The sequence below is a fragment of the Flavobacterium aestivum genome (assembly GCF_026870175.2).
Classification (GTDB): Bacteria; Bacteroidota; Bacteroidia; order Flavobacteriales; family Flavobacteriaceae; genus Flavobacterium; species Flavobacterium aestivum.
In genome coordinates, this window is record NZ_CP113977.2 from 1,546,232 (window position 1) to 1,562,179 (window position 15,948).

Here is a 15,948-nt window from a genome sequence, read left to right on the forward strand (position 1 = left end):
AAAAAAATTATGTTTGGAATAGGAGGAGGCGAATTAGTCTTTATCATGTTTATCGTATTGATGCTTTTTGGTTCAGATAAAGTGCCTGAAATTGCGAGAACTATGGGGAAAGCTATGGCGCAACTAAAAAATGCAACTAATGATATTAAGAGCGAGATTCAAAAAGGAGCCGAAGCCAACGGTTTAGATAAAAATTCCTTGGATAATCTAACAGGAAATATCAATTCCGAAATTAATAAAGCGAAAACAAATCTTTTAGGGGAAACATCCAATACATTCAATGGAATTGCGGATACATTTGCTTCCGAAGCCGATAAAACCAAAGATAGTATACTAAGTGGCACAACAAATCCTGATGGGACATCATTTTTGGATGATCAAACAGGACCTATAAAACGCCAAATGTAATGCTTGAAAAAATACTCGCCCTAGATACCCAATTATTTATTTATCTCAACAGTTTAGGATCCGAAACTTATGATGGACTTTGGCTTGTTATAACAAAGCAAGGGTATTGGACTCCCTTTTTTCTGTTTTTATTATATCTTATCTATAAAAAAATAGGAATAAAACAAACAGGATATTTGTTGCTTTTTGTTGCCGTTTTGGTGTTAGCAACAGATCAAATTACCAACTTATTCAAATATACTTTTCAACGTCCTAGACCTTGTAATAATCCAGAAATCAATACATTCATAAGGGTGGTTCAAGTACGTACTTCTTTTAGTTTTTTCTCAGGACATGCAGCTAATACAATGGCCGTAGCCACATTTTTATATTCGATTTTTAAGAAAGAATTCAAGTACTTTGGTTTACTGTTTTTATGGCCATTAATCTTTGCTTATAGCAGAATTTATTTAGGATTGCATTATCCTTTAGACATCCTTTCGGGATATTTATGTGGACTGATCATGGGATATCTTATGTATAAGGTTTATCAATGGGCACACAAAAAATATTTTCCTCAATAAAAACAAACCCTGCAATTTTTAAAACTTGCAGGGTTTGTTTTTTAAGCTAATATCTATTTTTAAATCACTCTACTTACAGTCAATCCATCACGAATAGGTAATAAAACCGTTTCTACTCTTGGATCGTTTTTAAGTAATTGATTGTACTCAATCAAAATTTTGGTGCTTGTGTCATTAGGATGAACCGGTTCTAGAACTTTTCCGCTCCAGAGTACATTATCCGATAAAATAATACCACCTTTATTCATTTTGGGAAGAATCAATTCAAAATAATTAATGTAATTTTCTTTGTCGGCATCGATAAAAACCAAATCAAATTTTATATCCAGTGTGGGTATTATGTCTATTGCTTCTCCAAGATGTTGTACAATCTGTTTTCCCCAAGGTGATTTGTCAAAATGTTTGCGTTGGAAATCGACCAATTCTTCCTTAATGTCTATGGTGTGCAATTGACCGTTTTCCTGCATACCTTCACATAGGCATAAAGCGGAGTAGCCAGTGTAAGTCCCAATTTCCAGAATATTCACTGGCCGAATCAATTTGGCAAGCATACTCAAAACGCGCCCCTGAAAATGCCCACTCAACATTCGGGGCAACAATATTTTTTGATACGTTTCCTTATTTAAAGCCGCCAGTAATACAGGCTCTTTTTCAGAGTGTTGCTCAATATAATCTTCTAAATCTTGGGAAATGAAATGCATTTTTTTGTGTTGTTGAAATTTGATGCAAAGTTATTCATTTAAGATTTATAAAATAGGGAAAATAATACCTTCTTTTGTAATGTAAATGTTGAAGCCTTATGGTAATTTATTCATGTGAGCCGCGTTGTAAACGCTTTGTTAGATGATATAAGTAAGTGGGTACTCGTCGCAGACGAGCACCAGATGGGGGTGTTGCTCAATATAATCTTCTAAATCTTGGGAAATGAAATGCATTTTTTGTGTTGTTGAAATTTGATGCAAAGTTATTCATTTAAGATTTATAAAATAGGGAAAATAATACCTTCTTTTGTAATGTAAATGTTGAAGCCTTATGGTAATTTATTCATGTGAGCCGCGTTGTAAACGATTTGTTAGATGATATAAGTAAGTGGGTACTCGTCGCAGACGAGCACCAGATAGGGGATGAATATAAAAAAATGAATACAAAAAAATAATGATGTACACGATAAAAAATAATTTTGATAAATGGGTTGAAAATTATCAAAAGCAGCTTTTTAAAACTAATGTTTATTCAATCCTGTTAATGCTCTTTGTAGGGTTGGCAATATTTTTTGGCTCAGAAGGAGGGTTGAATAATGATAAAATATTTGGCCTTTCAGGAGTGGTAATAATAATGCTGTTCTTTTTGTATACTTATATTCGAGCTGGTTCTATATTTAACAGAACTATAAAAGAGATTGAAATAAATGAGTTAGATGTAGTTCTTAAAACGTATGAATTTAAACTATTTGGATTAATTAAGTTTAGTAAAAAAAATGTAATGACAGAGTATAAAGGTTTGAGATTTTTACTTAACGAATTTCCATTAAAAGAAAATAAAAAAGCCCCTACTCCTACTATAGAATGTTATATTTTTGTTGTAAAAGAGGTTGAATATTATCTAATGCATAAAGAATTTGAGGATTCTTTAATTTCGGATTTATCAACAAAAATAAAATAATAAAGAAATGAAGTATATCGCTAACTATAAGCTTTCGGCATTTATGAAAAAAAGTGAGAACTTGATTGTTTTTAATGTTTTTTCGACTTTAATCTTTATTGTTTTTCCTTGTATTTATGTGTGTTTCTTGAATGGAAATATAACTGGGGATTTATTTTGGATGTATGAAATTGGATTTATTGTCATAAATTCTGTTACTCTTTTGAAATTTTATAAAAATGGGAAAATATTAAATCTAACAATTAGAACCATTACGATTGATGATGAGAATTTAACAATAGAAACACTTCCATTTCATGTCTTGAAATTTTGGATTGTAAAACAAAAAACTAAAAGCGTAAATTTTTCGGAATTGATTTTTTTAAAAGAAATGTTTCCATTAAAAGAAAAGGATTATATTTTAGATCAATCTTGTCTTTTGGTAAAAATAGGTGAAGAGTCTTTTTATTTTTTAGATTCTTTTTTTGATGATGATATTATTGAAATTATTAGCACCAAGGGCATTGATATACAGTAAATTCCTTTTGTGGATAGCGTAGTTTTACTAACTGTATCCACAAACAAGATTAGTCTAAACAAAAACTGCAACCCTAAAAAAGTTGCAGTTTTTTGTTTTAATAGTATTTGTCTCTTACGAATATGTCGAAAGCTAGATTTAAAATGAAAAAAGTATCAGAAAATTTTACTGTCGTATTTCCTTATTTAAACAGAATAAAATGAATCACAAATTTATCTTTTACTTTTATGAGGCCACCCATTTTGACAGGTGGTTCAAGACCAATATCAGTAAATTTTACTGTTACAATTCCTTCCAGTGATTCTTTGGTGTTTTTTAGAACAAGATCTTTATAGGAAAGATTTTTGTCAGTTATATGAAAGTTTAAACTGCATTTATAGTCGGTTCCGGAAGGTTTAATATTGGTAATAGTCACAGTGCTTTTTGGGAATTGAGTAGCCTTAACAGTGTTTCTAAGGTCTTTATTCATAGTTCTGTTACCACACTCAAAATTATTCATAGAAATTTTTGATTTCAATCTATTTTTAGTTTTGGAGTTTAAGTAAATAGTATCCTTGTAAGGATGTGAGTTTACACATTTGTATTTCCCTACAGAGGAATGACCAAGAATTTCAATTTCCAGTCTTTTTATGATTATTATGTTGGAGTCAGCATCAAATAAAGCAATAGGTCTGGCATTTCCCAATAAAATGAAAAGTGTCAGACCCATTACTATAAGTACTATTTTTTGTTTCATATTAGAAAGTGATGGCAGCTTCAAACATAATTCCGTCAAAACTACCTCCGTATAAATCGTTTAAGCTAGATCCGCTATATTGGGAATAATCAGAATATTTTTGATTGGTATAGGCTAGTTTAGCAATAATGTTTTTAGTCATGTACCAACCCAAACTGGATTCGAATCTGTCTACATTAACTTTTTCAGTTTGACTGGAGATATTACCAGAAACTACATTGTATCTTGCTCCTATATAAAATTGTTCTGTTTTTCCGAATCGGTAAACTAAATCGGCAGCATATTGATCTACACTACGAGAGGCATCACTGCCTTTTTTGTCTCCACCATTAGTGAATTCCAAAGTTCCAAAGAATTCCAATCCTCTGTATTTAACAAATGGGTTAATCATGAATGCTGTGTACCAGTTTGCATAACCAGGGCTGAATCTACCTGTTGTGGCATTTGAAGCTGGATCAAAGTTGTTCGGATTAGGAACTCCGTTATAAGAATAAGCTTGATGCGACATAACTCCAAAATAGCGGCTACCGGCTCTGTCAGATCCCCATGGATTAGCACTCATATTGGCGTTGTGGTTGTATGATCCAGTGATTCTTACTCTCAAATCTTTGTTTAATTGTTTGTCATAACCTAGCTTTGCCAAAATAGTTGGACTAACTGTTGTGTTTGGGTCTGGAGCTGTTGGGGTTGCTTCAGCCGGAATAAATTCGGCTACCCCTTGGTTTAATTTCCCATTAGTAATTCCAATCATGCTAACCAAACCTTCTCTGTTATAGTAGACTTCCATTCCCATTTCGGTTTCAAAAGAATCCATGATGTTACCCTCAATAAACGGATTCAAAAGTGCATTACCATTGTCAGTTCTTCTAAAGTGGGCATCACCATAGTTATTTTCCATTTGACCTATTTTGATAGTAGTGTATTTCATGATATCAGTCAAGAAATCTTTTTTGATGAAGTCTAATTTATCAATTTGTAAATATCCACCTTTTACCCAAGTTTCATTATGGTGTCTGGAAGAAAGATAAACATCTAGGTTCACATGCACTCCATCTGCTAACTGGGCACCTACAGTTAGGTTGGCGGCAGGTAAATTAAAGTTATTCTGTAAATTATTTAGTCTGTAGCCTGCTGTGCCGGAGTTGCCTGAAATTACAGCGCCATTAGAGGCAATATACGAACCTTCTCTCTGGTCATTGAAGGAATTCAATGCCTGGAATTGCATTGCAAAAGCGCCACCTAAGTCTACACTTATACCGTCAAAAGGAACATCATCTTTTCTTACGTCAAACATGTTTAATCCATCCTTGCTCCTCGGAATCATATTTTGCATTTTCCTGAAGGAAACTTGTGCATCAACAGTAGTCAGGGAAAGTATGGCAGCTGTAAATAGTATAATTTTTTTCATCTTTTTTATTTAAAATTAATATTGAATTTTATTGTCAAATCTTCACCGGTTTTTATAGTCCCAAGCATAGCAGTTGGTGATTTCATGCCAAATTCTTTGAAAGTAACTTTGTTAGACCCTTGCAGGTTCACAATCCCATTGGTAACGGATGTTTTAACAGATGTTTTTAGCTCTTTGCTCACTCCGGCAATAGTGTAAGTACCAGTTAAGTTCCAAGAGGTTTCATTTACTTTTTCTGCAGATTTTAAAATATATTTTATGTTTTTGATTTTTTTTGTTTTCAAAGTTTCATAAGCAACTTTGTCCATGCTTTTTTTCTCGCTTTTTATTGACTCAGCAGGAAGGGTAATATCAATACTGGTAATAGCTGTCAATTTAGAATTGTCCACAGTAAGATTGGCGGTTCCGGTTTTAGATTCGGATTTCATTACCCAATCGTGAAGAGTTGAGGTTCCTGCTACCGAAAAATTGGTTTTAGCGTCTAATGTATAGCTTTTCTGTGCATTAGCAGATATTACAATTGCAAAGAAAGCCAATACTACTGAGGTTTTTTTAAGAATTGTTTTCATGATTTTTGGTTAAGATTAATTAATGAAAGTGACAGAAAGATTATTTTATTTGATCGAATTGTTCAAAATTTAAAATCAATATATAAGCTAATAACTATTGTATTTTATAATTAAAATCCTGTTAATAAAAATATAAAAAAGGAATCATGTAAAAAAAACTTTTTCAAATGATTATTATGTCTGTTTTTGGAAATAGTATTTGTTCTGTTTTTAAGAACAGAAAAACTTTAAATGCTCTTATTTTATAAAAAATAATTATGTTTAATTTCGAGACTATTTAACATAATTTATGCGTTTCTGTATTTAGTTAAAGCTTACCAAAACTCTATCTTGATTAAGAGATATTTGATTAATTGATACAGAAAGTTGTTTCTTGTTAAGACAAATTTAATAAAAAAAAAGGTTTAAAAAATGATTAAAAATAGATTATTGCATTGGTTTCAAGTGCTTTAATAATTTATGATTTTTTTGAAGTATTGGCCGAAAGAAATAATGAATTAAAAAAAATCGACAGGTGATATTTGAAAGCCATTTACTTAAAATTCTGTTATCAAAAGAGGAATTCAACAAAATGTCATTAAATTTGCGCCATGCAAATCGAGAAAAAAGACATACGAGCACTATCCAAAGACCAATTGAGAGATTTTTTTGTAACCAACGGAGATAAAGCTTTCCGTGGGAATCAAGTCTATGAATGGTTGTGGAGTAAAGGAGCACACAGTTTTGAGGATATGACCAATGTGGCTAAAACCACCCGTAGTATGCTCGAAAGTAACTTTGTTATCAATCATATCAAAGTAGATACGATGCAGCGCAGTGAAGACGGAACTGTTAAAAATGCAGTTAGATTGCATGACGGATTAGTGGTAGAAAGTGTTTTGATTCCAACCCAAACCAGAACAACGGCTTGTGTTTCTAGTCAGGTAGGTTGTAGTTTGGACTGTAATTTTTGCGCTACTGCGAGATTAAAACGCATGCGCAATCTGGAACCCGCTGAAATTTATGATCAGGTAATTGCTATCGATAAAGAAAGCCGTCTGTATTACAATCATCCGTTGTCGAATATAGTTTTTATGGGAATGGGCGAGCCACTCATGAATTACAATAATGTGATGAAGGCTATAGAAATGATAACTTCTGATGAAGGCTTAGGAATGTCACCAAAACGTATTACGGTTTCGACTTCGGGTATTCCAAAGATGATAAAAAAAATGGCAGATGATGAGGTAAAATTCAAATTGGCAGTTTCATTACACTCCGCAATAGATGAAATTCGTTCTCGAATAATGCCTTTTAGCCAAAACTTTCCTCTAGTAGATTTAAGACAATCCTTGGAATATTGGTACAAAAAAACCAAAAGCAAAGTATCCTATGAGTATGTTGTTTGGAAAGGAATTAATGATAATAAGGCTTCAGTAGATGCTTTAGTGAAATTTTGCAAATATGTTCCTTGCAAAGTAAACCTGATAGAGTACAACCCGATAGATGACGGAGAATTTCAACAAGCTTCTGAAGAATCCATAAATGCCTATATAAAAGCACTAGAATCAATAGGCGTAGTGGTAAAAGTAAGAAGGAGTCGTGGTAAAGATATTGATGCCGCCTGTGGACAATTGGCCAATAAAGAAGCTTAAATTTTTTTAAATCATAGAAAAAGCATTAAAAGAAATCACTTTCTTTTAATGCTTTTTTGTTTATATAAGGGTTCTATCTTTTTAATTCTACCGTAGTAGTTACGCCACCAACAGTTACAGTGGCAAGATTGTCACATGTACCGTTTCCGTAATCGATAAATGTTTCGATACCATTATGAACTTTTAAAACGGTACCGGAAACAGGGATAGATCTTTTACATTCCATCTCATAACGTAAAGGGGTTTGAATAGTACAAGACCATGTGTCACCATTAGACATGCTTGTGGTATAGCTTCCAGTAACCAAGAAGATTCTGTTTTCCCAATCATCATGGTCATCGTCACCGTCATGGTCATCGTCGCCACCTATCATTTCTTTAATTCTGTTACCAGTTCTGGTAATAACGGATCCGTCTTCAAAAGTTACAGTCATATCAATGCTATGTGTAAATACGGGATGTATAGGGGCATACAGATCAGTACTTTTTAGAGCCTTAATAATTGTTTTACTACCTTGAATTTTGATGCCGTTGTGATAAAAATTATCAAAACTATAAGTGATGGTTTTTTCCGGAGTCATGAAATTTCCTGAGAAAGAAATAGTAATTTTCCCTTTTAGCACATTTCCGTTTTGGAGAGTACAGCCTTCAGTACCAAAATCAATTGTACCAGTAAATGTTCCGTCTACAAATGTCCATGTTGTAACAGCACAGGCAGGCAAGAAACTATGCATTGCTTCTGAAGGTCTGGCAGTACTGGTTTTTTTTAATGAAAATTGATCTTCGGCAATATTTGAAACGTCTTCAATAGAAGCATCAATTTTAGCATCGATAGCAACTTGTTTGGTTGCCGTCGTAGTATTCATTTCATCAGTAGTTTTGTCTGAAGAGTCACAACTCATAAAAAAAGCTATTGTAATGAATGAAGCAATGAAAAAAATCTTTGTTTTCATGATGAATAGATTTAATGATTATTATAAGATGTTTTATTAAAAAAAAGTTAGCACTACAAAGGCTTTATTCTCTTCTTGAAAATAATAAAAGAGCAATTTTTTTAGCAGAATTATTTGTGTATTAATGACGAAGGAAATTATAAAATGCTATTTTTATAAAGTTCTAATCATATTTAAAGTGGTTTTGTGAGAATACTAGGATTCGGCGTAGAAAGATAAATAGGGCAGTAGCTAGTGTAAATTTACAAAATAATTAATTGTACTTAATCTATAATGATAAACGTTTTTTTTATTTAAAATAGTATATTTGGGGTCTAAATGAATATTACTTCTCAAATAAAGCAGCCAATTTTGTACGAAATGGAACTTTTTGAAAAAAAGTTCTACGAATCGATGACCTCCAAAGTGGCTCTTCTTAACCGTATTACGTATTATATTGTAAACAGAAAAGGAAAACAAATGCGACCTATGTTTGTTTTCTTGATGGCAAAAATGGTATCTAAAGGTGTAGTTGATGAAAGAACATACCGTGGAGCCTGCGTAATAGAATTGATTCATACAGCAACTTTGGTTCATGATGATGTTGTCGATGATAGTAATCGTCGTAGAGGTTTCTTTTCTATAAATGCGCTTTGGAAAAATAAAATTGCCGTTTTGGTTGGAGATTATTTATTGTCTAAAGGATTATTGCTATCAATAGATAATGAAGATTTCGATTTGTTAAAAATTATTTCGGTAGCTGTTCGCGAAATGAGCGAGGGTGAATTATTACAGATCGAGAAAGCCCGAAGATTAGATATTACAGAAGCTGTTTATTATGAAATAATCAGAAAAAAAACAGCCACTTTAATAGCAGCTTGTTGTGCTCTCGGAGCAAAATCAGTAATTGATGATGAGACCCAAGTAGAGAATATGCGAAAATTTGGAGAACTCATCGGAATGGCTTTTCAAATAAAAGACGATTTGTTTGATTACTCGGAAGAAGCAATCGGAAAACCAACAGGAATCGACATTAAGGAACAAAAAATGACATTGCCACTTATTCATGTTCTCAATACATGTACCTCAAAAGAAAAAAGCTGGCTGATCAATTCGATAAAAAACCACAATAAGGATAAAAAAAGAGTAAAGGAAGTTATTGCTTTTGTAAAGAATAATCATGGTTTGGCATATGCCGAAAATAAAATGGTGGAATTTCAGCAAGAAGCACTGCAACTGTTGAACGATTATCCTGAATCTGACTATAAAGAGGCACTTATCTTAATGGTGAACTACGTTATCGAAAGGAAAAAATAAATTTTCAGTTTTAGAAATCACTTTTTTATAGTTTTAAATATTTGATAAATAGCTATTTGTGTTGTTTGTCTGAATAAATCGTACATTTATTTTAACTTTTTTTAAAATCCATGCAACCATTTTGGTTTAATTCTCGTCTATGCTTATAGAAACACTCTAGAAACGACTTTGAAGATAATTAATTTATATCAGGAAGAAAATGAAGCAATTGCGTTGGCTGTCAAAAACAACAGGCAGGCTCAACAATGGATTTATTCCAAGTATTCGCCAAAGATGTTAAGTGTTTGCCGACAGTACATAAAAGATTTACAATTGGCCGAGGATGTTATGATAACCGCTTTTATGAAAGTGTTTGTCAATTTAGGACGATTTGAAAACAAAGGAAGTTTTGAAGGTTGGATTAGACGAACGATGATTAATGAATGTATTTCATATATAAGAGTTCGGAAAAAAGTACATTTTATAGAAGATTCTGTAGGATTTGAGGAAATAGACAGTGAAGTTGATATTCAGTTTTCTGTAGAAGACATTCAAAGTTTAATAGACAGTTTGCCGGATGGTTATAAAATTATCTTTAATTTATTTGTTATAGAAGGCTATAAACACAAAGAAATTGCAAGTATGCTGGGTATAAATGAAGGCACCTCTAAATCGCAATTTGCTCATGCCAGAAGAATTTTGAAAAGTAAAATAAGTAGTTTGAAAGATAAGGAGAAGAACTATTAAGTAAAAGTTAATAGCAAAATTTACAAATCAGGAAAAAGAAGCACAATGAAAAGGACAGCTATGGAAAATCAAATTAAAGAAAAGATTAATGCTAGGGAAATAACTCCCTCGAAAGCTTCTTGGGATCGTTTGGATGCTATGCTTACTGTTGCCGAAAAGCCAAAACTAGATTTTAGATGGATGTATGTCGCGGCAAGCCTTTTAGGGTTTTTACTATTGGGAACTTTGTATTTTAATCAAAATAACAAGGAAACAATTGTTGCAAAAGATGCGGTTGTGGTTAGTGAGGCTAATGTTGTTCCAGAAATAAAAGCTACATCAACAAAAACAAATTTGATAAAAACAGTTGAGGAAACAAAAAGTATTAAAGAGAAATTAGTATCAACAGAAATTAGATTCGAGGAAGATTCTAATAACATTTTACTCAAAAAAGAAATTCAAGTTGTAGAAAAAACAGTCACTCAAGAAGAACAAATACCAATCATTACCCGAGGCTTTGCCGACTGTTTGGAGCGAAGCGGAAAAAATCAAAAAACGGAACAGCCCAACGTGTTGCAAAAATCTAAGTATGTTAATGTTGACGAACTATTAGCATCAGTAGATAATCCCTCTCAAAAAAAGAATCCTATACAAGTCAAATCCAATGTCAAAGTTAATTCGAATGAATTACTGACACAGGTTGATGGTGAATTAGATCTTAGTTTTAGAGAGAAAGCAATTAAAACGGTCAATCAAAAATTCAAAGCAGCAAAATTAGCTTTGAGCAGTAGAAATTCAGAATAAATCATTCAATCACATTAAAAAAACAATCATGAGGAATTTTAAAATTTACTTAATAGTATTCGTATGCCTTTTTGTCAACCAAGTATTGGCACAGGAATCATTTGAAGGTAAGGCAAAAGACATTGCTTCTAGGATAGAGGATATCGTAAAAGAAGAAAAGAATGAATTAAAAGTTGAGGTTGAAGCTGTAAACGAACAATTGGCTCAAGGCAAACTTACAAATGAAGAAGCTGAAGCAAAGAAAAAAGTTTTGGCTGAAGAACGTGCCAAAATAATAGAGGAGAAAGTCACTAAATTGGAAGAGGAACTACATATGTTGGTTCAGGAAAAAGTAGACGGAAAGATAAAAGATGTAGATACATCAAAAACAATTACCATTCATTTTAGCAAAGATTATTTTTCCCACCATAGGAAGTGCACTAATGGTGAAAGAAGAACAACATCTCAGTTTGTCTTTGCACTTGGGGTAAATAATTTGATAACAGACAAGCAAGTTGCTAACTCGGATTTTAAATATTGGAAGTCTCATTTTTATGAATGGGGATTGACCTATAATACTAGAATTTTGAAGGAAGATAATCTGTTGCATTTTAAGTACGGACTATCTTTGATGTATAACAATCTGCGACCTACAGATGATCGTTACTTTGTGAAAAACGGTGCGCAAACCGATTTGGTTAGTAGTACAGTGCATTTAGAGGAATCTCGATTTAGAAATGTGTATGTTATGGTGCCTCTGCATTTAGAGTTTGATTTTACAAAGAAGGAAATTCATGAGAATGGGAATTATTTTAGAACCCATAAAAGTATGCGTGTTGGTCTGGGTGGTTATGCCGGATTCAGAGTGAAATCAAAACAAATACTTTGCTTTGATGATGCTGTTGGGAATGATGTAGAACAAAAAACAAAAGGGAATTATAATGTAAATGATTTTAATTATGGCTTGAGTGCATACATTGGATATAAAGCAACAAGCTTGTATTTAAAATACGATTTACAACCTCTATTCGAGAATAATCCAATTGATCAAAACAATATTTCGTTAGGACTTCGTTTTGATTTTAATTAATTTAGTTAAGTTGTCTATTGGGAAAAGTGCTTCGTCTTTGAAGCACTTTTTTTTATTTTTAATTATAAAGTTTGATTTGTGTATTTTTGTAGCCATTCGGGTTTCCGACGGGATTACTATTAAATATTTTCATAAGTTTTGATATCACAAGCAACCATAGATACTGTTTTTGAAACTGCTCGAGTAGAGGAGGTAATTGGAGATTTTGTTCATTTAAAGAGAGCAGGAAGTAATTTTAAAGGGTTAAGTCCGTTTTCGGATGAACGCTCACCTTCATTTATGGTTTCGCCGGTAAAACAAATTTGGAAAGATTTTAGTTCCGGAAAAGGAGGGAACTCGGTAGCTTTCCTAATGGAGCATGAACATTTTACCTATCCGGAAGCTATTCGGTATCTGGCTAAAAAGTACAATATAGAGATCGAAGAAACAGTACAGTCTGATGAAGAAAAACTAAATACAGATGCGAGAGAAAGCATGTATTTGGTTTCTGAATTTGCAAAAAAATATTTTCACGATGTTCTTCTAAATTCTGAAGAAGGTAAAGCAATAGGGCTTTCATATTTTAAAGAGCGTGGTTTTAGTAATGAAACCATCAAAAAATTTGGTTTAGGTTATTCGCCCGAAACTTGGGATGCTTTTACAAAGGAAGCATTGGGTAAAGGCTATAAAATGGAATTTCTTGAAGGTACAGGTTTGACCATTGCAAGGGAAGATCGTCCTTTTGATCGATTCAAAGGCAGGGTTATGTTTCCTATACAAAGTATGTCGGGAAGAGTACTTGGTTTTGGAGGTCGAATTCTAACCAATGATAAAAAAGCAGCTAAATACTTAAATTCACCAGAGAGTGATATTTACCATAAGAGTAAAGTGTTGTATGGTATTTTTCAAGCCAAACAATCTATAGCCAAATTAAACAATTGTTTTTTGGTAGAAGGATATACAGATGTTATTCAGTTCAATCAAGCAGGGATTGAGAATGTAGTAGCTTCTTCTGGTACCGCACTTACTCCGGATCAAATACGATTAATCAATAGGCTTACAAAGAATATTACTGTTCTTTTTGATGGAGATGCTGCAGGACTTCGTGCATCTATTCGTGGTATTGATTTGATTCTTGAAGAAGGAATGAACGTAAAAGTTTGTGCTTTCCCTGATGGAGAGGATCCTGATAGTTTTGCCAGAAAAACATCCTATGAAGATTTAGTGGCATATCTGGAAAATAATGCTAAGGATTTTATACAGTTTAAAGCTTCGCTTTTGATGAATGAAGCTAAGAACGATCCAGTCAAAAAAGCAGATTTGATTCGGGATATGGTTACCAGTATTTCTAGGATACCGGATAGAATACAAAGAGAGATTTACATTCAGGAATGTGCTAGAATTATGGATATTTCTGAGCAGGTCTTGACGAGTACTTTGGCCCAATTAGTTCAAAAGGATGTAGCAGAAGTTGGGAAAAAAGTAAAACAAGAGCAAAAGGCTTTTGAAATTGTAAAAAACGAAAATCCGGTTCAAGGAGCAAAAGTGGATGTGCTTTATCGTCTGGAGCGAAAAATAATAGAAATTCTATTGTTATACGGAAATAAAACAGAAGAATTTGAAGATGTATTTTTGAGAACCAACAATGATGGTGAGATTGAAAATGTAACCGAAAGAAAGGATTATAAAGTATATCAAAGAGTGTATCTGAGTTTGCAGGAAGATGAGGTAGAATTGGCTAATCCTTTATTTAGGGGAATTTTTAATGATTTAATTCAATATTTTCTTCAAAATGAAAGTTTGGAAATTGAGAAATATTTAATGCATCTAAATTCAGATTTTGCTCAAGAAGTAACAGATATCCTCATGGAAGATGAGAGGTTGGCTTTGCATAATTGGGAAGGACAGAACATCTTTCCTAAACCAAAAAGTGAGACTATAGCTCAGTATGTGTCAGAAACAATACTTACGATGCGTTGGTATTTAGTCGATAAGCTTATAGATGAATTAAAAAACTCTGTATCAAATGAACCAGGTTCAGATAATACAGAGTCTATGTCTATGGCGATGGATTACTACAAGCTAATTAACTCGTTTTCGAAAAAGTTAGGGAGAGTAATGTCGCGTTACAGTTAAACGATCTCTAAAGTTTTAGCTTTATTAACTAAATCTACTAGATTAGTAACGTTTAATTTGGTTAACAATCGCAACTTATAGGTGCTAATTGTTTTTTCGTTGAGAGATAATATCTCAGCGATTTCATGGTTCTTCTTACCATCGCTTAAATAACGTAAAACTTCGACTTCGCGGTTTGATAGTTTTCTATACAAACGTTCGCTTTTGCTTTGTTTTGCGATTAAAGCAATGTTTTTCATGACTGCTTCATTCATGATTATTTTTCCTTGGTTCACTTTAATGATCGATTGACCTAAAGTTTCCAGTTTTTCGGTTTTGTGAACAAATCCAGAAACTCCCGCCTTAATGGCATTTGGAGCGTAAATCTGTTCTGAAAGACCGCTGTAAAAAATAATTTTTGTTTTTGGAAAATTTTTCAAAATCGATTTGACTTCGAAAATGCTAGATAATCCTTCGAGTTCTAAGTCCAAAACTAGAACATCGATTTCCTTCGTAAGAAGGATGTCTTTCACCATCGGAAAATTTCCTACATTTGCAACAATAGAAATGTCCGCATGGTCTTTAAAGTACGATTTGATTCCAAAATGTACTACAGGATAATTATCTGCTAAACAAACTTTGATCATGGTATTTATTTTTAGGATTGTTTATGAAGCTATAAAATTATGAAAAAAAAATGAATAAGTCTAATTTTTCGGACAAATTATTTTTTTCGTAATTAAAAAGTGCAGACAGGTATAGGAATCATTTTGTGTTGGTTATTTTTGTTGAGTTTTTTATAGATATTTAACACTTCTAGCTCTCTGGCAGTGAACGAATTTGAAGCTATTTTTTGCTCTTCTATGGCCATAGCCCATTCTAATTCGTCGTATGTTGCCCCAATTTGATCTTCATCAGTTCTTTCATCGCCAAATAATCCATCTGTAGGAGCAGCTGTTAAAATAGAATTTGGAATTTTCAAATAACGACCTAAAGCATATACTTCGGATTTCATTAAATCTGCAATTGGACTCAGATCAACTCCGCCATCTCCGTATTTGGTAAAGAATCCAACACCAAAATCCTCTACCTTGTTTCCAGTTCCGGCTACCAATAAACCGTAAATACCTGCAAAATAATATAAGGTAGTCATTCTTAGTCGGGAACGTGTGTTGGCAAGTGATAAATGTAGTTTGTGTATATCATTGGTTTCTGGAACCTGTTTTATGAAATCTTGAAAAACCGATGTTAAGTCTGCCTCAACACTAGAGACATTCGGGAATTGTTTTTTTAATTGTTCAATATGTTCACGTCCACGCGTAACGTGACTATGGGCTTGGTGAATTGGCATTTCAACACACAATACTTTAAAACCGGTTTGAGCACATAATGCTGAGGTTACAGCAGAGTCAACTCCTCCTGATATGCCTATCACAAATCCGTTTACTTTTGAAGTTTCGGCATATGTCTTTAACCAATTTACTATGTGTAGGTTGATCTCTTCGATTTTAAGTGTACTTTTTTTAGTCAT

General features: G+C 32.9%; 17 protein-coding genes. 10 read left to right on the forward strand and 7 right to left on the reverse strand.

Going from position 1 to position 15,948, the window contains the following annotated elements:
• Positions 1-9: 9 nt before the first annotated feature.
• Both OZP08_RS06770 and OZP08_RS06775 read left to right on the forward strand, forming a co-directional pair.
• A complete protein-coding gene (locus tag OZP08_RS06770) occupies positions 10-408 on the forward strand; it encodes a Sec-independent protein translocase subunit TatA/TatB (RefSeq protein WP_281323290.1) in 399 nt (132 codons plus the stop codon).
• The gene (locus OZP08_RS06775) at positions 408-971 is read left to right on the forward strand and encodes a phosphatase PAP2 family protein (protein ID WP_268848884.1); all 564 of its coding nucleotides are present in this window, start codon (positions 408-410) and stop codon (positions 969-971) included. Before OZP08_RS06770 ends, OZP08_RS06775 begins: the two co-directional genes overlap by 1 nt.
• A gap of 59 nt (positions 972-1,030) precedes the next feature.
• On the opposite strand, the gene OZP08_RS06780 is transcribed toward OZP08_RS06775, so the two are convergent.
• Positions 1,031-1,672, reverse strand: a complete 642-nt coding sequence (locus OZP08_RS06780) for an O-methyltransferase (protein WP_268848885.1) — start codon at positions 1,670-1,672, stop codon at positions 1,031-1,033.
• A 454-nt stretch (positions 1,673-2,126) separates the two neighbouring features.
• Here OZP08_RS06780 and OZP08_RS06785 point away from each other — a divergent pair, with 454 nt between their 5' ends.
• Both OZP08_RS06785 and OZP08_RS06790 read left to right on the forward strand, forming a co-directional pair.
• Positions 2,127-2,633 (forward strand): hypothetical protein, encoded by a 507-nt coding sequence (locus OZP08_RS06785; protein WP_281323291.1) that lies wholly within the window; start codon positions 2,127-2,129, stop codon positions 2,631-2,633.
• 7 nt (positions 2,634-2,640) lie between these two features.
• Positions 2,641-3,150, forward strand: a complete 510-nt coding sequence (locus OZP08_RS06790; protein ID WP_268848887.1) for a hypothetical protein — start codon at positions 2,641-2,643, stop codon at positions 3,148-3,150.
• A gap of 181 nt (positions 3,151-3,331) precedes the next feature.
• Here OZP08_RS06790 and OZP08_RS06795 read toward each other — a convergent pair whose 3' ends face one another.
• From OZP08_RS06795 to OZP08_RS06805, 3 genes are read right to left on the reverse strand one after another with little or no spacing between them, the layout of a single operon-like run.
• On the reverse strand, positions 3,332-3,886 hold the full coding sequence (locus tag OZP08_RS06795) for a hypothetical protein (RefSeq protein WP_268848888.1): 555 nt from the start codon (positions 3,884-3,886) through the stop codon (positions 3,332-3,334).
• Position 3,887: 1 nt separating this feature from the next.
• Positions 3,888-5,294, reverse strand: coding sequence for a hypothetical protein (locus tag OZP08_RS06800; protein ID WP_268848889.1), 1,407 nt, complete (start codon positions 5,292-5,294; stop codon positions 3,888-3,890).
• Positions 5,295-5,299: 5 nt separating this feature from the next.
• Positions 5,300-5,863 carry a YceI family protein gene (locus OZP08_RS06805; RefSeq protein WP_281323292.1) on the reverse strand — a complete coding sequence of 188 codons (564 nt, stop codon included), beginning with the start codon at positions 5,861-5,863 and terminating at the stop codon, positions 5,300-5,302.
• A 590-nt stretch (positions 5,864-6,453) separates the two neighbouring features.
• On the opposite strand from OZP08_RS06805, the gene rlmN reads away from it, so the two are divergent.
• Entirely contained in the window at positions 6,454-7,497 is a 1,044-nt protein-coding gene (gene rlmN, locus OZP08_RS06810) for a dual-specificity RNA methyltransferase RlmN (protein WP_281323293.1), read from the forward strand.
• A 73-nt stretch (positions 7,498-7,570) separates the two neighbouring features.
• On the opposite strand, the gene OZP08_RS06815 is transcribed toward rlmN, so the two are convergent.
• Positions 7,571-8,449: a hypothetical protein gene (locus tag OZP08_RS06815; protein WP_281323294.1), complete on the reverse strand. Its 879-nt coding sequence runs from the start codon at positions 8,447-8,449 to the stop codon at positions 7,571-7,573.
• Between the two features lie 318 nt (positions 8,450-8,767).
• Between OZP08_RS06815 and OZP08_RS06820 the strand changes: the two genes are divergently transcribed.
• The 5 genes from OZP08_RS06820 to dnaG all read left to right on the forward strand — a co-directional run bounded on the left by OZP08_RS06820 (position 8,768) and on the right by dnaG (position 14,438).
• Complete coding sequence (locus tag OZP08_RS06820; protein WP_281323295.1) at positions 8,768-9,745, forward strand: polyprenyl synthetase family protein; 978 nt, start codon at positions 8,768-8,770, stop codon at positions 9,743-9,745.
• A gap of 168 nt (positions 9,746-9,913) precedes the next feature.
• Positions 9,914-10,471 (forward strand): RNA polymerase sigma factor, encoded by a 558-nt coding sequence (locus tag OZP08_RS06825; protein ID WP_268848895.1) that lies wholly within the window; start codon positions 9,914-9,916, stop codon positions 10,469-10,471.
• Between the two features lie 60 nt (positions 10,472-10,531).
• Positions 10,532-11,254: a hypothetical protein gene (locus tag OZP08_RS06830; RefSeq protein ID WP_268848896.1), complete on the forward strand. Its 723-nt coding sequence runs from the start codon at positions 10,532-10,534 to the stop codon at positions 11,252-11,254.
• 28 nt (positions 11,255-11,282) lie between these two features.
• A complete protein-coding gene (locus tag OZP08_RS06835; protein ID WP_268848897.1) occupies positions 11,283-12,323 on the forward strand; it encodes a hypothetical protein in 1,041 nt (346 codons plus the stop codon).
• Positions 12,324-12,461: 138 nt separating this feature from the next.
• Positions 12,462-14,438: a DNA primase gene (dnaG, locus tag OZP08_RS06840; protein WP_281323296.1), complete on the forward strand. Its 1,977-nt coding sequence runs from the start codon at positions 12,462-12,464 to the stop codon at positions 14,436-14,438.
• On the opposite strand, the gene OZP08_RS06845 is transcribed toward dnaG, so the two are convergent.
• Together OZP08_RS06845 and nadE are read right to left on the reverse strand one after the other, a co-directional pair.
• Complete coding sequence (locus OZP08_RS06845) at positions 14,435-15,064, reverse strand: response regulator transcription factor (protein ID WP_268848898.1); 630 nt, start codon at positions 15,062-15,064, stop codon at positions 14,435-14,437. The two genes, dnaG and OZP08_RS06845, sit on opposite strands and share 4 nt — an antisense overlap.
• Before the next feature lie 92 nt (positions 15,065-15,156).
• Positions 15,157-15,948: an NAD(+) synthase gene (nadE, locus tag OZP08_RS06850; protein ID WP_268848899.1), complete on the reverse strand. Its 792-nt coding sequence runs from the start codon at positions 15,946-15,948 to the stop codon at positions 15,157-15,159.

Coding starts and splice junctions, on each gene's coding strand:
- OZP08_RS06845 (WP_268848898.1), bottom strand. CDS start 15,064: ATGATCAAAGTTTGTTTAGCAGATAATTATCCTGTAGTACATTTTGGA.
- OZP08_RS06780 (WP_268848885.1), bottom strand. CDS start 1,672: ATGCATTTCATTTCCCAAGATTTAGAAGATTATATTGAGCAACACTCT.
- OZP08_RS06770 (WP_281323290.1), top strand. CDS start 10: ATGTTTGGAATAGGAGGAGGCGAATTAGTCTTTATCATGTTTATCGTA.
- OZP08_RS06800 (WP_268848889.1), bottom strand. CDS start 5,294: ATGAAAAAAATTATACTATTTACAGCTGCCATACTTTCCCTGACTACT.
- rlmN (WP_281323293.1), top strand. CDS start 6,454: ATGCAAATCGAGAAAAAAGACATACGAGCACTATCCAAAGACCAATTG.
- nadE (WP_268848899.1), bottom strand. CDS start 15,948: ATGACTAAAAAAAGTACACTTAAAATCGAAGAGATCAACCTACACATA.
- OZP08_RS06805 (WP_281323292.1), bottom strand. CDS start 5,863: ATGAAAACAATTCTTAAAAAAACCTCAGTAGTATTGGCTTTCTTTGCA.
- OZP08_RS06790 (WP_268848887.1), top strand. CDS start 2,641: ATGAAGTATATCGCTAACTATAAGCTTTCGGCATTTATGAAAAAAAGT.
- OZP08_RS06795 (WP_268848888.1), bottom strand. CDS start 3,886: ATGAAACAAAAAATAGTACTTATAGTAATGGGTCTGACACTTTTCATT.
- OZP08_RS06775 (WP_268848884.1), top strand. CDS start 408: ATGCTTGAAAAAATACTCGCCCTAGATACCCAATTATTTATTTATCTC.
- OZP08_RS06830 (WP_268848896.1), top strand. CDS start 10,532: ATGGAAAATCAAATTAAAGAAAAGATTAATGCTAGGGAAATAACTCCC.
- OZP08_RS06820 (WP_281323295.1), top strand. CDS start 8,768: ATGAATATTACTTCTCAAATAAAGCAGCCAATTTTGTACGAAATGGAA.
- OZP08_RS06815 (WP_281323294.1), bottom strand. CDS start 8,449: ATGAAAACAAAGATTTTTTTCATTGCTTCATTCATTACAATAGCTTTT.
- OZP08_RS06785 (WP_281323291.1), top strand. CDS start 2,127: ATGATGTACACGATAAAAAATAATTTTGATAAATGGGTTGAAAATTAT.
- OZP08_RS06835 (WP_268848897.1), top strand. CDS start 11,283: ATGAGGAATTTTAAAATTTACTTAATAGTATTCGTATGCCTTTTTGTC.